20 protein-coding genes are annotated in these 12442 nt (G+C 51.2%); all 20 read right to left on the bottom strand.

The features are described 5' to 3' along the window. Window positions 1-449 precede the first annotated feature (449 nt). The 20 genes from B1781_RS04455 to B1781_RS22770 all read right to left on the bottom strand — a co-directional run bounded on the left by B1781_RS04455 (window position 450) and on the right by B1781_RS22770 (window position 12373). Window positions 450-827 carry an SPOR domain-containing protein gene (locus B1781_RS04455; RefSeq protein ID WP_164513248.1) on the bottom strand — a complete coding sequence of 126 codons (378 nt, stop codon included), beginning with the start codon at window positions 825-827 and terminating at the stop codon, window positions 450-452. 146 nt (window positions 828-973) lie between these two features. Beyond that, window positions 974-1225: a hypothetical protein gene (locus B1781_RS04450; RefSeq protein WP_164513247.1), complete on the bottom strand. Its 252-nt coding sequence runs from the start codon at window positions 1223-1225 to the stop codon at window positions 974-976. Window positions 1226-1479: 254 nt separating this feature from the next. Continuing rightward, a complete protein-coding gene (locus B1781_RS04445; RefSeq protein ID WP_078118505.1) occupies window positions 1480-1893 on the bottom strand; it encodes a GFA family protein in 414 nt (137 codons plus the stop codon). 143 nt (window positions 1894-2036) lie between these two features. Beyond that, window positions 2037-2417 (bottom strand): DUF7674 family protein, encoded by a 381-nt coding sequence (locus B1781_RS04440; protein WP_078118504.1) that lies wholly within the window; start codon window positions 2415-2417, stop codon window positions 2037-2039. A gap of 137 nt (window positions 2418-2554) precedes the next feature. Then, on the bottom strand, window positions 2555-2884 hold the full coding sequence (locus B1781_RS04435; RefSeq protein WP_078118503.1) for a hypothetical protein: 330 nt from the start codon (window positions 2882-2884) through the stop codon (window positions 2555-2557). A gap of 144 nt (window positions 2885-3028) precedes the next feature. After that, window positions 3029-3445 carry a DUF1493 family protein gene (locus B1781_RS04430; RefSeq protein ID WP_078118502.1) on the bottom strand — a complete coding sequence of 139 codons (417 nt, stop codon included), beginning with the start codon at window positions 3443-3445 and terminating at the stop codon, window positions 3029-3031. Between the two features lie 136 nt (window positions 3446-3581). Next, the gene (locus B1781_RS04425; RefSeq protein ID WP_078118501.1) at window positions 3582-4091 is read right to left on the bottom strand and encodes an ankyrin repeat domain-containing protein; all 510 of its coding nucleotides are present in this window, start codon (window positions 4089-4091) and stop codon (window positions 3582-3584) included. A 134-nt stretch (window positions 4092-4225) separates the two neighbouring features. Then, the gene (locus tag B1781_RS22780; RefSeq protein WP_125931888.1) at window positions 4226-4657 is read right to left on the bottom strand and encodes a hypothetical protein; all 432 of its coding nucleotides are present in this window, start codon (window positions 4655-4657) and stop codon (window positions 4226-4228) included. Window positions 4658-4814: 157 nt separating this feature from the next. Continuing rightward, window positions 4815-5216, bottom strand: coding sequence for a hypothetical protein (locus tag B1781_RS04420; RefSeq protein WP_078118500.1), 402 nt, complete (start codon window positions 5214-5216; stop codon window positions 4815-4817). Between the two features lie 581 nt (window positions 5217-5797). After that, complete coding sequence (locus tag B1781_RS04415; RefSeq protein WP_078118499.1) at window positions 5798-6124, bottom strand: hypothetical protein; 327 nt, start codon at window positions 6122-6124, stop codon at window positions 5798-5800. A 154-nt stretch (window positions 6125-6278) separates the two neighbouring features. Beyond that, on the bottom strand, window positions 6279-6776 hold the full coding sequence (locus B1781_RS04410) for a hypothetical protein (RefSeq protein WP_125931887.1): 498 nt from the start codon (window positions 6774-6776) through the stop codon (window positions 6279-6281). A gap of 277 nt (window positions 6777-7053) precedes the next feature. Continuing rightward, window positions 7054-7434 (bottom strand): ankyrin repeat domain-containing protein, encoded by a 381-nt coding sequence (locus B1781_RS04405; protein ID WP_125931886.1) that lies wholly within the window; start codon window positions 7432-7434, stop codon window positions 7054-7056. A gap of 171 nt (window positions 7435-7605) precedes the next feature. Continuing rightward, window positions 7606-7980, bottom strand: coding sequence for a hypothetical protein (locus tag B1781_RS04400; protein ID WP_078118496.1), 375 nt, complete (start codon window positions 7978-7980; stop codon window positions 7606-7608). Window positions 7981-8140: 160 nt separating this feature from the next. Further along, the gene (locus B1781_RS04395; protein WP_078118495.1) at window positions 8141-8503 is read right to left on the bottom strand and encodes a hypothetical protein; all 363 of its coding nucleotides are present in this window, start codon (window positions 8501-8503) and stop codon (window positions 8141-8143) included. A 145-nt stretch (window positions 8504-8648) separates the two neighbouring features. After that, window positions 8649-8954, bottom strand: a complete 306-nt coding sequence (locus B1781_RS04390; protein WP_125931885.1) for a hypothetical protein — start codon at window positions 8952-8954, stop codon at window positions 8649-8651. A gap of 136 nt (window positions 8955-9090) precedes the next feature. After that, window positions 9091-9579, bottom strand: coding sequence for a hypothetical protein (locus B1781_RS04385; protein WP_078118493.1), 489 nt, complete (start codon window positions 9577-9579; stop codon window positions 9091-9093). 175 nt (window positions 9580-9754) lie between these two features. Continuing rightward, a complete protein-coding gene (locus B1781_RS22775) occupies window positions 9755-10180 on the bottom strand; it encodes a DUF4279 domain-containing protein (protein ID WP_164513246.1) in 426 nt (141 codons plus the stop codon). A 619-nt stretch (window positions 10181-10799) separates the two neighbouring features. Then, complete coding sequence (locus B1781_RS04375; protein ID WP_078118491.1) at window positions 10800-11180, bottom strand: DUF805 domain-containing protein; 381 nt, start codon at window positions 11178-11180, stop codon at window positions 10800-10802. Between the two features lie 145 nt (window positions 11181-11325). Next, the gene (locus tag B1781_RS04370) at window positions 11326-11733 is read right to left on the bottom strand and encodes a hypothetical protein (RefSeq protein WP_078118490.1); all 408 of its coding nucleotides are present in this window, start codon (window positions 11731-11733) and stop codon (window positions 11326-11328) included. Between the two features lie 307 nt (window positions 11734-12040). Beyond that, complete coding sequence (locus B1781_RS22770; protein ID WP_125931883.1) at window positions 12041-12373, bottom strand: hypothetical protein; 333 nt, start codon at window positions 12371-12373, stop codon at window positions 12041-12043. Window positions 12374-12442 lie beyond the last annotated feature (69 nt).

Below are 12442 nucleotides of genomic sequence, written 5' to 3'. Positions count from 1 at the left end.
AGGGCTTTGCTCGGTACAACATAAATGCGCGCATCACGGGCATTGGGCACGGCCGTGGAAAGACCTTCCTCGACGATTGGCACTGACGTTCCTAATGGCACAGCGAAACAACCTCCCCATCTCGAAACTCGCAAGCGCTCGCTAATGATGGGCCACGGTTTATCAAGATACACCGCAACCACGTACCGCGAATAATCGCTGACCACCAAAGAAAGCGGCCTTGATTACTCACTTTATCCGCAACTGCCGGACCACGAAGCCCTCTCGCTACGCAGCAGCTTATTCATTGGCACGGGCTACCCGGCACTCATTTCTTCTATGCGCATCTAACGCCAGGTTAAGCGGCGCTTTGCGCGGAGCGCCGGCTGCGCAACAATGCCGAAGGCATGCGCAGCAGGTGCGGAGTGCGAAGCGTCCGAGCGAGCATAGCGAGCGGCTTGAACGCCTTGTTAGCCATTTGAAGCACTATCTCTAGATAGAGGTTTACCGACAGTGGTGTGCACGTAGCTACCTCCGAGACTTGACGCCTCTTCTTCTACGATCTTAGCCAGCAACGCTGCTTCATGTTTTCGTGAAACTGTTGTGACGACGACTCGATACTTTTTCGAATGCTCGATGAATTTTGATTTTGCTGAATAGCCCTTTTTCCCAAATGAATCTGCAAAAGCCTTCGCGCCAGTTTCTTCGGGGAAAAGCGCGTAGTACTCCCATTCGAACTGCTCGGACTCGGAAAGTGGGAACTCTTCAATTTCATTGCTCTTTGCTCCTTGCGCCATGGCAGGTTGTGCAAAGACAAGAAATACGAACAGGATTATTAGCTTTCTCATGTCTCTCTTCTTTGATTGGCTAACGCCATGGTAAGCGGCATTCAGCATGGAGCGCTTGCTCGGGTGAAAATGGCGAAGCCATACCCGAGCAGGTGCGGAGTGCTGAATGTCCGAGTGAGCTGCAAGCGAACGGCTTGACCGCCTTGTTAGGTTTTTTCACCGTAGATTTCCTTTAGCTCCTCGAATACTTCCACCGCTTGGCTGGTGAAACCGTAGAACGTGTTTTTGGAATGATTTGCCAGATCTTTTTCTTCACGCAGTGCGACTTCAATATCTTCTAGTGTTGGAGTGAAAAGAGCACGAGGCTCTTTCAGCGCAACCAACATGTACTCTTCGAACATTTGAAACAGCAAGACCTTCAACACATCTTCATTCAATCCGTGGGATTGCATGTTCATGAGCATTTCAATTTCGGGATTCCGAAGATCACTGATGCAGGTAAACATTTCTTCAACGTAGCTAAATATCTGATACTTGGCGAAATTCAGACGATTCCTTTCTATTCTTTGTGGAACCTAACGCCCAGGTAAGCGGCGTTTGGTGCGGAGCGGGCGCTGCGCAAACATGGCGTAGCCATGCGCAAGCGCCGGCGGAGTACCAAACGTCCGAGTGAGCATAGCGAACGGCTTGACCGCCTTGTTAGCCCTTCGCTTCATTGTTCGACCGGCGGGAACTCTGAATAACGCGGCAATTCATCAGAGAACTCGGCCCATGACAGGTGCCTCGAGTACCAGTAATGCATAGACGGCTGTACCGATTCGGGTTTATCAAAGCTGCCCACGGTGATATCAATCAGCCCAGGTAAGTATTCAGCCTCAAAACTGATTTGGGTACCGCATTCAGCACAGAACCCTCGTATTGCTTCTTCAGATGCCTCGTACTTCTTCAATTGCCCAGCCACGAACGCAACTTGCCCGGACTCGAACATTGCCCACGCTACAGCAGGCGCGGCATTGGCTTTACGGCAGGTTGAGCAATGGCAGATCGCTGCCATAATCGGCTCGCCTTCAATTACGTATCGCACTGCGCCGCACTGGCAACCGCCCTCAATGATTTGCTTTGGCATTTGGGTTTTCCTCTTCGGGGCTAACGCCCAGTTAAGCGGCGCTTTGCGCGGAGCGCCGGCTGCGCAACAATGCCGAAGGCATGCGCAGCAGGTGCGGAGTGCAAAGCGTCCGAGCGAGCTTAGCGAGCGGCTTGAACGCCTTGTTAGAGCGGCGTTCTATGGTGGAAATTGACATATAGCTCCTTCAACCCTCTCGGTAGCGCCGCCCAATAGCTTGCCGCTTGATGCTCCGGCACCTCCCAGAAGAGATTCTCCACAAAAGCCACATCAATGGCTTTTGCAATTTCTGCACCTTCACTCTCGAATGCATTGCTGATTACTTTCAACAGCGCACCATACAGCGCAGGATCCGTTTCCTTTCGCATTTCGCCATTCAGCGCATTGGCTAACGCCTCGAACCACGAGTAAGAGTAGTACTCCGTATCTGTTAGATCATCCCAGCGCAGCGTGTACCAGCGATCTGCTTTTGCAGAAATTTCAGGAAATCGATCTTTTATCTCTTGGCAAAATCCATCTAAATCCATTTTCGCTCTAACGCCCAGTTAAGCGGCGTTTGGTACGGAGCGCCTTTTGCGCAAGTATGGCGAAGCCATGCGCAACAAGGCGCGGAGTACCAAACGTCCGAGCGAGCATAGCGAGCGGCTTGAACGACTTGTTATGTTCATACCTCTCCTCTCAAGAAGTTAATGCCGTTGATGTGCGCACCAATTAACGCTGCTGCCACCACGAGCCAAAACATGGCCATTAAGCCATCGAAGGGCACACCAATCCCCAAATAGCCAACTACCCAGATTACACCCAGACTCAGTACTGACAGACCGACCAGCGCGAAGAGGTTCCAGGGCACTCCCATTAAAAATGCCACACCCAAGAGGATCAGGCCGGCTTCGTTTCCCATCGCTATGCCCACTGCAATAAGGAGCGCCGCAGGAACACTGAAACGAAATCCATACGCAAACTCGAACAACGCTTCACGAATCTTTCTTAACATAACGCCCAGTTAAGCGGCATTCGGCGTGGAGCACTTGCTCGGGGAACAATGCCGAAGGCATGCCCGAGTAAGTGCGGAGTGCCGAATGTCCGAGCGAGCATAGCGAGCGGCTTGAACGCCTTGTTATGCGCTTCGCCCACATTCTCAAAGACCTCGGGGGATAAACCATACTAGCGCCCCAACCCCGCAAAGGACGAAAATCGCGGATTGAATCATTCGCTGCCGCTTCAATTCTCTTTGAGACTTTACAAAATACTCTGGGTTACGCGGCGGCAGTTCCCAACGACCAGACCGAACAACTTTCAGTAGGTGGCCTACCGACACAGGATAGTAACCATACTCTGCATCTGAGCTTTTCCCGACCTCGGGCAAGAAATGTTTTTCCAGTTCAAACCCCGAAAAATCAACTTTGAACTCTTCTTCTAACGCCTCCACAAGTTCATCCGCATCATCTCCAGTAATGCCTAGATCTTCTTCGAGCAGCGCATTTTCAAATAGCTCTTCCTTCTGAGCACCTGCATATTCGAGTATGACTTGCTCAACGCTGGTTGTAGTGCTCATATCTTTTTACGCATAACGCTCAGTTAAGCGGCGGCCAGTGCGGAGCGCCGTTTGCGTGAAAATGGCGAAGCCACACGCAACACGGTGCGGAGTGCTGGGCGTCCGAGCGAGCATAGCGAGCGGCTTGAACGCATTGTTATGCGACCACCTTTCCGAGATAACTCAACACATCGGTACCTGCCCGGTGAATATGCGCAAGATCTAGACCATCAAAAGAGATACCCGGTTCTTGGATGGTTGCACGGACGTTGCAACCCCTCGCGACCAACAATTTGATGATACTCAAATCACCTCTGGAGCACGCTTTCAGGAAAGGCGTTTTCTCCATATAGCCGCGCTTTTCGATTTCAGCGCCTTTGTCAAGCAGATACTCTACGATCTCAAGAGCAAAAGTTGGATTTTTTGCGCAGTGATCTATCACGCAGAGCAGCGGGGTATCGCCAACCGAATTTGGGGACTCAATTGATGCACCCTTTTCGACAAAATAGCGCACATTCTCGATTTGAATGAGGTCACATGCGGCATTCAACAAATAATCTCCCAGCGCATCTTGCTCTCTCACCGAAAGCGACGAATCGTAGACCTCTTGAATTTCCTCGTGTGTCAGAGATTCAAGAACCTCCGCAAAACTATCGATCGTACTCATTCGTTTTCCGCATAACGCCCAGTTAAGCGGCGCTTTGCGCGGAGCGCCCGCTGCGTAACAATGCCGAAGGCATACGCAGCAGGTGCGGAGTGCAAAGCGTCCGAGCGAGCACAGCGAGCGGCTTGAACGCCTTGTTATGCGTTTTTGATCTCATATGCAATCACTCCAATCCCAGGTAACGCGCACAGTGCGGCCAAAGGAAACAGAATAGCGAACGCTCTTAGTTGCTCGCCAATTCCAAGCTCATAGAAAGTACTTGCGACCACCACTGAAACCAAACCACACATAAGGACCGATGTAAAAAGCAAAGACCGAATTCTTGATGACTTTCTGTTTGTTATTGCGCTCGCCAAAGCCCAGTGATAGACGATAGAAATAGCTGATATCGGCCAAATCATAAAGAGCAAAAACATTCCTGCTCCACGCTCAGCCGCATCATCAATTTGCCCATTGGGCAAGATAAAAGGTTCGTTGTATATTTCCCACACCCCCCAAAATGCAGGCACTATCATCGCGGCCAAACCAGCCAGAACACCAACTTTCAGATTTCTTAGTGCCGTGCTCACTGAATCCACTTCTTCGCATAACGCCCAGTTAAGCGGCGCCTAGCGCGGAGCGCCTGCTGCGCCAAGATGCCGAAGGCGGGCGCAGCAGGTGCGGAGTGCTAGGCGTCCGAGCGAGCATAGCGAGCGGCTTGAACGCCTTGTTATGTTTGGCAATTATTTAGCCCTTAAACCTATATTCAATAATTGGGCGCACCCTATCAACAACAATGCTCACAGTACCGCGGGCATTCGAGATTCGCATTTTACAAACAAGATTTTCGCTCGATTGTTGCTCACGTAGCAGGCCATTATTAGCCTCTGTTTCTAGGCACCTGGCGAGAATGCCTGCATGATCTTTCTCTTCAATCTGAAATCTACCCGACGAATAGACATCTGTTTGATTTGAATCGTGCTCAAATCGAAAGATCTGGACAATTGTTGGCGATCCAATCGACGGAAACGACCCGAATACCGCATCAATGTGGCGCTGCGGAAAGTTCTCCGTACAGCCTTGAGCAGCAGCCACTATTAGCAGGAACAAGACAGTTCTAGTAGCCAGCTTGCTCTCCTGCGGGATCATGCAATTCATCGACAAACATAACGCCCAGTTAAGCGGCGCCCAGTACGGAGCGCCGTTTGCGCAAAAATGGCGAAGCCATGCGCAACACGGCGCGGAGTGCTGGGCGTCCGAGTGAGCGCAGCGAACGGCTTGAACGACTTGTTAGGTGCGCAACGGAGTACGTTACCATGGGCGATGAAATAGCCTCTGCACTCTTCAAATGGCACCCCCACCAAGATCGCACACTGCCAATTTATTGCGTTTCTTCGCACTGACCTTCACTCCAAGAGCAACTTGCGTACCGCGAATACGGCTTCGCGAACCCCCATTTGAATACCGTACCGATCTCATTCCGCTATCGAGCGGCGCGCTTCGATGGAGACTAGCACTGCACCAGATGTTTCGCCGCTGCACTCGAATGAGAGCGCCGTAGTTTCCGCAACTGCCGCAATTGCTAGAAACACAATTTTCTTCTGCACCTAACGCCCAGTTAAGCGGCGCTTTGCGCGGAGCGCCCGCTACGCAACGATGCCGAAGGCATGCGCAGCGGGTGCGGAGTGCAAAGCGTCCGAGCGAGCATAGCGAGCGGCTTGAACGCCTTGTTATGTTCTTGCGGCAATACCATAAACCATGATTCCAAAATACAAGATAACAAATAGAACGAGAAATACCGCCACAGGAACAGTGAGTAGCTTTGCGTGCCCTTTTCTTAGTTGCTTTCCGACACTCAATGCCAATAGCACACCCGACAAAGCGAAACCAGCCGCGTACATCAAGCTGACTGTTCCGGCAAACGCCAATTCATGGCACAAACCATCAGTGCAATTGACGTAGGCTATGAACGAGTAGACAGACAACGCCAGAAATAACAACCAAGCAAGCTCAGATAGCAATGACAGCGAAAACCGCAATTTCTGCCAAATACTCATGAGTACTTATTGAACATAACGCCAAGGTAAGCGGCATTCAGCACGGAGCGCTTGCTCGGGGAAAAATGGCGAAGCCATACCCGAGCAAGCGCGGAGTGCTGAATGTCCGAGCGAGCTTGCGAGCGGCTTGACCGCCTTGTTAGGCGAATTCTTTCTACCCATTAACAAACTGAACCTGTACGCCGCTCTTCCACGCAAACTGAACTGGTGGAACCTGAACCAACTTGCCATTGATGATCATTGACGGCCATTCCACAACATACAACTCGGACTCGCTATTCTGAAAGAAGGCACTCAATTCCAGAAAGTGATCGACAAGCAAGTGAATCTCATTGGTTGAGGGCTTCACGACTGAGCGATTATTGGTGCCATACTGCCCCTTTACGACTTCAACATTGCCGGCGTTCTTTTCGGTAACACCCGAGGTTACCAATGGACCTTCTCTTAGCTTGGCAAATTCTACGGTAATCGGTTTTACCGCCAATCTGGCCTCCTGCCTCTTTTGGGCTGAAAAGCTGTTCTCTCCAGGCAAACGAAGTGGCTGAATATTGAGCTTAAAAATGCTGTGGCCCGCGCCGTCCCGGCCAGCAGAGAAGTAGAACGTTGCACCATCGCGCTCAAGAATCCATATCGGCTCATCAAAGGCGCGCACCGAATGCCCACTCCTGTAACCCTCAGTAGACTCCGGTAGGTAGTACGAATTGATGTAGGGTGCGCAACCAAACAAAAGGAAGAGCGAAAGAAATAGCGGGATTCGGCTCAGCATGTGAGGTGCGGTCATTGTTTTGCGCCTAACGCCCAGTTAAGCGGCGGCCAGTACGGAGCGCCGTTTGCGCAACAATGGCGAAGCCATGCGCAATAAGGTGCGGAGTGCTGGGCGTCCGAGCGAGCATAGCGAGCGGCTTGAACGACTTGTTATATTTCAATTTTTAGCCATACCCATAGAAGATGCGTTTCAACAGCACTTTCTTATTTCTCGGCAATCTTGCACGGCGAAAATCTTGAATTACGTCAGACTCTGCTGGCACGCAGCCTGAAGCCATCAACAACGAAACCACTTCAATATGCCCCTGTTCCAGCGCATAAGAGAGAGAGATACTGTCCGGGCGTGCTCCACACGCCAGAAGCAGTTCCACAATTGCCTCCTTACCTTCCATAGAGAACCAGTTCAGCACCGTTTCCCCGGCATAGCTTCGACATTCAAGTATCGCCGGATCTTCTCTGACCATTGCTGGTACTTTTTCAGGGAAGAATTGAACAGCATCAAACAGCCGATCGAATCCATATTCGCTGCCCTCATGCCCGATCATGTGAATCTCCGGATCATCGGCACTTAGCCTTTTGAAATATAACGCCCAGGTAAGCGGCATTCAGCATGGAGTGCTTGCTCGGGGAAAAATGGCGAAGCCATACCCGAGCAAGTGCGGAGTGCTGAATGTCCGAGTGAGCGTAGCGAACGGCTTGACCAACTTGTTAGCCTTCTAGGGGAACTGGCGAGAGAACGCGGGCAAACCTAGCTTTTGAGACAATGCTTCAAACTCCTCGACCGTAAACGGCCCTTCGGTAATCTCATGCCCATTAAGCTTCGCTCCATCATTGGACTTTGCAATGTAGTAGTACAAAGTTGTTGTTGCACCTGGGCTTTGTTGTTTTGCAACTACGTACTTATCATTACTCCCAACCGCTATGATCTCAGGATCTACCCGACCAAGTAGGCCACCATCTCCAAGGCTGAAAAAGAGCGATCTGTTGCTTTCGACGTCAATCCACACCACCTCATAGGGCGGATCACTCCATTCGGTACCACTGTCGCAGGCAGATAAGGCCAAAGCTGCGATCAACGCCAAATACTTCATGTCCGTTCTTCAGGCTAACGCCAGGTTAAGCGGCATTCAGCACGGAGTGCTTGCTCGGGGAACAATGGCGAAGCCATGCCCGAGCAAGTGCGGAGTGCTGAATGTCCGAGTGAGCATAGCGAACGGCTTGAACGCCTTGTTATGCGCTTCTTCACCAACCCTAATCAAGCCATTTTTTTCCATAGGCACTTCGCGCAACTTCAAAACTCTCAAGAAATTTTTCGTACTCAGATTTTGGCTGCGAGTGGTACGACATGGTTGCCAGTGATTCTGCTTCACGACGCTCCCTCGGGTAATTGAGACAACCTCCCATGCCCCAAACACCTTGCCCCTTCTTTCGACTTCCTTCCCACTGGGGATCGACCAGGAACGTGATGTATGCCTCCGCTTCCATAGGTGACCAGACGGAACGCAATTTCCATATCTCATCAGCCCACCACTCTAGCTCTTCTTTCTCTTTCCATTCGAGCTCCCAACCATAAGCAGCCAGCCACTCTTCCAGCTTCTGCTCGGGCGATTTCATTCTTTTTTACGCATAACGCCCAGGTAAGCGGCATTCGGCATGGAGCGCCTGCTCGGGAAACAATGCCGAAGGCATACCCGAGCAAGTGCGGAGTGCCGAATGTCCGAGTGAGCGTAGCGAGCGGCTTGACCGACTTGTTAGAGCATCAACGATCATTGTTCAAAGTGGACGCAATCTTCTGATACTGCACTCTATCTAACAGCACGATCTTCACGTTACCAAAGCCGCTGTGTAGAACCCAGTGTGCAACAAGCCAATACATCAGGAACATTAGGATGAACGGAACGATTACCGTGGGCCAGAAACCAATGAGGTTGAAAACATCCTCCAAAGGAATCTGATCGAAGAGCCAGCCCAACGCCAATGATAGCAGCGCAAATCTCCAACTGATGGCCCACGTGAATGCCGCTGAGGCACCCTTTCTTCGAGTGAGTTCGTTTGGTAATTCCATTTCTTTTCTGCTCTAACGCCCAGTTAAGCGGCGTTTGGTGCGGAGCGCCTTTTGCGCAAGTATGGCGGAGCCATGCGCAACAAGGCGCGGAGTACCAAACGTCCGAGTGAGCGTAGCGAACGGTTTGAACGACTTGTTATGCATTTTCTACCGCCGATAGATGCTCCTTCATTAGTTGAATTAGCATTACTATCGATTCGTTGACCTTCGGAAACAGTTCCTCTGCCTCCTTCTGGTACTTTGAATCTTGGCTAGAGATTGCGAGCATATTCCCTCCCATTTCCTTTGGAGCTCCCTTCACATGCAGTGTTGACCACCGAAAAAGCAGAACGGATATTTCTTCGACTTGGTTATTGACGCGATCGCTAGCTAAGAGCTTCAAATACCCATTATTTTCAGAGAGTTTCCTTTCTAGATCGCCAGACTCAGGGGTTCCCCGCGTAATCCTAATCGCCATTTCGAGAAGAGAGATGGTTTGAGCATACAATTGCTCAAGTTTCTCAACACGCACCTTCTTCTGTTCAATCTTCCGAACATTGAGCTCCCTTAGCCCAGCAAGGAGCCACGTGACGATTGCTACGATTACGCCGAAGCTCCCGGCAATTATGGCTTGCTCAAGTTCCACTAATTCTTCCTTTTATGCATAACGCCCAGTTAAGCGGCGGCCAGTGCGGAGCGCCGTTTGCGCAACAATGGCGCAGCCATGCGCAACACGGTGCGGAGTACTGGACGTCCGAGTGAGCGTAGCGAACGGCTTGAACGACTTGTTAGGCAATCTGCTGAATTCCAAACCCACTGCACTACTCGCCAGGATAGACATCGAAACACAGCGCCACACCGAGACTGCCGAACTCAGCTTGCATTTTAGGTGATAATTCAATCACGTAGTTTCTCGCGCCGAACGTACCAATGAATAGCTGTATATAACCGCTTTCACGCTGAATTTTCGAGAAGAATTCGGAATACTGCCTGATTGTTGCCAGGGTTTCGGACAGAAAATCCTCGAGCAGATCATCACCCGAATATCGCTCTCCTTCTGGCACTAGCTTTGTGTACCAATAGCTTTCTCTATACTCACCTTCAAGCCGAGTACCCTTCGGAGTTTCGCGCGGCATCCCCACTTTACAAGTGCGAACTGGGGCGAGCGAAAGCGCCTTTGTAATTTCCTCCGGATCGATTGTTGGATGGAAGATTCTGAGGGAAACTGAGTAACTATATGGTGCCATTTTTTGCCTAACGCCCAGGTAAGCGGCGTTTGGTGCGGAGCGCCTTTTGCGCAAACATGGCGAAGCCATGCGCAAAACGGTGCGGAGTACCAAACGTCCGAGTGAGCGTAAGCGAGCGGCTTGACCGACTTGTTAGATGCTTTTTGAAATGCGTTAACTCGGAGGCCAAAAAAGGGGTAATGCACGGAGCAAACCGAGTGCGCGCTTCCCTGCCATTGGGCACGGCCTCGAAATTACCGTGCGTAACGAACTGCACTGACTTTCCTAGTAGCACAGTGAAACAACCTCCATATCTCCATACGCCCGATTGCTCGCCAATTATGGGCCACGGGCCATCAAGCACCACCGCCACCACGTACCGCGAATAATCGCCGACCACCGAAGAAAGCGGCCTCGAAAAACTCACTTTAGCCGCTACTGCGGGACCACGAAACCTGTACTTTGCACAGCAGGACTTTTATTCCTTCACGCTCGCCAACTTTCATTTTCTTTTGCGCGCATCTAACGCCCAGTTAAGCGGCGTTTGGTACGGAGCGCCTTTTGCGCAACAATGGCGAAGCCATGCGCAAAAAGGTGCGGAGCACCAAACGTCCGAGCGAGCGTAAGCGAGCGGCTTGAACTACTTGTTAGGCGCATACCCTTCTCCGGAACCTGGTGCACCAAACCGATTACCGCTCCCCTGGCCTCGTAAGACGAAACCTTGGATCACCAACCACAATATTCCGGCGACTGGAATTATGCTTGAAAGCAGCGCCAGCCCCGAATAATTTCGGTCGTGCAGCCGTTTGACCCAGATATTGATGTTCGCGAAGAACAATGGAACCAGCACCAATGCTGCTAAGGCCACCATTTTTACCGGCGGCTTACCTTCAAAGACCACTATTGCGGACCAGATTGCTCCAAACCACAGCGGCAAGAAAACCAATTGAAATGCCGCAAACGATTTTCTCGATACTCGACCATGGTTCGTCCATAGATATTCGAGCCAACTCCTTTTCATATGCTTCCTTTTGCTCGCCTAACGCCCAGTTAAGCGGCATTCAGCACGGAGCGCTTGCTCGGGGAACAATGGCGAAGCCATACCCGAGCAGGTGCGGAGTGCTGAATGTCCGAGTGAGCCGCAGGCGAACGGCTTGAACGACTTGTTAGATGCTGCTCCACAGCTTCTTTCTCCCTAGCCATAGCAATTGAGCCGTGATCATCAGCGGCACGACAACGACCAACGAATACCAGCCGCCATCGAAGAATAGAGCTGAACCCGCCAAAACTGCGGCTGCTATACCGAATAATACGAACAGTAGCGTAGTTCTTGGGTAACGATATGGTTCGCCATCTTCGTACGAAACCTCAACCGTCAGTATAAGAACGCCAACAGCACCTAGCACTCCCAGAGGCACACCGAGCGCTACCGCCGTTTCGAACATTCCGGCAGTTCCCCCAATCACCATCGCGACGGTTCCCGGCCACACAATGGAACCCCATACCAAAAACATCAGTATGGGAAAGAATCCAATGATCACTTCAAAGATTATGTAAACGCGGTTCTTTATCATCTAACGCCCAGTTAAGCGGCATTCAGCATGGAGCGCCTGCTCGGGCAATATTGGCGAAGCCATGCCCGAGTAGGTGCGGAGTGCTGAATGTCCGAGTGAGCCGCAGGCGAACGGCTTGAACGACTTGTTAGGCGCTTTATTGAACGCAAGCCATGAACCCTTTCGTACTCACACGCTCGAATTGTATTCGCTCCAAAGTTATCTCTTTTTCGCCAATTTTAAGGCCATGGAGTGACACAAGAATGCGGCGAGAAAAGTTGCCTTCAAGCTGCAGCGAGACACCAGAGTGCGCGTAACCCTCAATCAATTATTGAGGCTCACCCAACTTCAATTGCTTTGATCGCTTCTCAGCGCCAGACGAATCGTATACTTCGAGTAATATCGTATCGCCTTCAAGAGTGGCGAATGGCGGGCCAGATAAGACTAAGCCGATTCCGACATTCAGGCGTGTTTTCTCGGGAGCAAGATAAAGGGTAATACGAGCACCGGAGCTTACCTCTTTTGAATACCCGCCATAAGGCACCCACCCGCAATAATAATCTTCTTTACGAACGGCTGCTTCGACGGGGAGATAGTAATCGCGCACCACTGGTGCACAACCAGTGAGAAAGGAAAACACTGCGAAAATTGCTAGTCGCATGGCTTGCTCTCGCCTAACGCCCAGTTAAGCGGCGCTCAGTATGGAGCACCGTTTGCGCGAAAATGGCGA

Source organism: Thiosocius teredinicola (assembly GCF_002009425.1).
GTDB lineage: Bacteria > Pseudomonadota > Gammaproteobacteria > Chromatiales > Chromatiaceae > Thiosocius > Thiosocius teredinicola.
The sequence above is the reverse complement of the archived record's forward strand: the minus strand, read 5'-3'. Positions and strand labels throughout refer to the sequence as shown.

What these genes read in the sequence shown, in the direction of transcription:
- B1781_RS04390 (WP_125931885.1), bottom strand. Translation starts at nt 8,954, where the DNA reads ATGGAATTACCAAACGAACTCACTCGAAGAAAGGGTGCCTCAGCGGCA.
- B1781_RS04415 (WP_078118499.1), bottom strand. Translation starts at nt 6,124, where the DNA reads ATGAGTATTTGGCAGAAATTGCGGTTTTCGCTGTCATTGCTATCTGAG.
- B1781_RS04370 (WP_078118490.1), bottom strand. Translation starts at nt 11,733, where the DNA reads ATGATAAAGAACCGCGTTTACATAATCTTTGAAGTGATCATTGGATTC.
- B1781_RS04450 (WP_164513247.1), bottom strand. Translation starts at nt 1,225, where the DNA reads ATGAACATGCAATCCCACGGATTGAATGAAGATGTGTTGAAGGTCTTG.
- B1781_RS04395 (WP_078118495.1), bottom strand. Translation starts at nt 8,503, where the DNA reads ATGAAATCGCCCGAGCAGAAGCTGGAAGAGTGGCTGGCTGCTTATGGT.
- B1781_RS04430 (WP_078118502.1), bottom strand. Translation starts at nt 3,445, where the DNA reads ATGAGCACTACAACCAGCGTTGAGCAAGTCATACTCGAATATGCAGGT.
- B1781_RS04445 (WP_078118505.1), bottom strand. Translation starts at nt 1,893, where the DNA reads ATGCCAAAGCAAATCATTGAGGGCGGTTGCCAGTGCGGCGCAGTGCGA.
- B1781_RS04375 (WP_078118491.1), bottom strand. Translation starts at nt 11,180, where the DNA reads ATGAAAAGGAGTTGGCTCGAATATCTATGGACGAACCATGGTCGAGTA.
- B1781_RS04435 (WP_078118503.1), bottom strand. Translation starts at nt 2,884, where the DNA reads ATGTTAAGAAAGATTCGTGAAGCGTTGTTCGAGTTTGCGTATGGATTT.
- B1781_RS04420 (WP_078118500.1), bottom strand. Translation starts at nt 5,216, where the DNA reads ATGATCCCGCAGGAGAGCAAGCTGGCTACTAGAACTGTCTTGTTCCTG.
- B1781_RS04400 (WP_078118496.1), bottom strand. Translation starts at nt 7,980, where the DNA reads ATGAAGTATTTGGCGTTGATCGCAGCTTTGGCCTTATCTGCCTGCGAC.
- B1781_RS22775 (WP_164513246.1), bottom strand. Translation starts at nt 10,180, where the DNA reads ATGGCACCATATAGTTACTCAGTTTCCCTCAGAATCTTCCATCCAACA.
- B1781_RS04405 (WP_125931886.1), bottom strand. Translation starts at nt 7,434, where the DNA reads ATGATCGGGCATGAGGGCAGCGAATATGGATTCGATCGGCTGTTTGAT.
- B1781_RS04440 (WP_078118504.1), bottom strand. Translation starts at nt 2,417, where the DNA reads ATGGATTTAGATGGATTTTGCCAAGAGATAAAAGATCGATTTCCTGAA.
- B1781_RS04455 (WP_164513248.1), bottom strand. Translation starts at nt 827, where the DNA reads ATGAGAAAGCTAATAATCCTGTTCGTATTTCTTGTCTTTGCACAACCT.
- B1781_RS04425 (WP_078118501.1), bottom strand. Translation starts at nt 4,091, where the DNA reads ATGAGTACGATCGATAGTTTTGCGGAGGTTCTTGAATCTCTGACACAC.
- B1781_RS22770 (WP_125931883.1), bottom strand. Translation starts at nt 12,373, where the DNA reads ATGCGACTAGCAATTTTCGCAGTGTTTTCCTTTCTCACTGGTTGTGCA.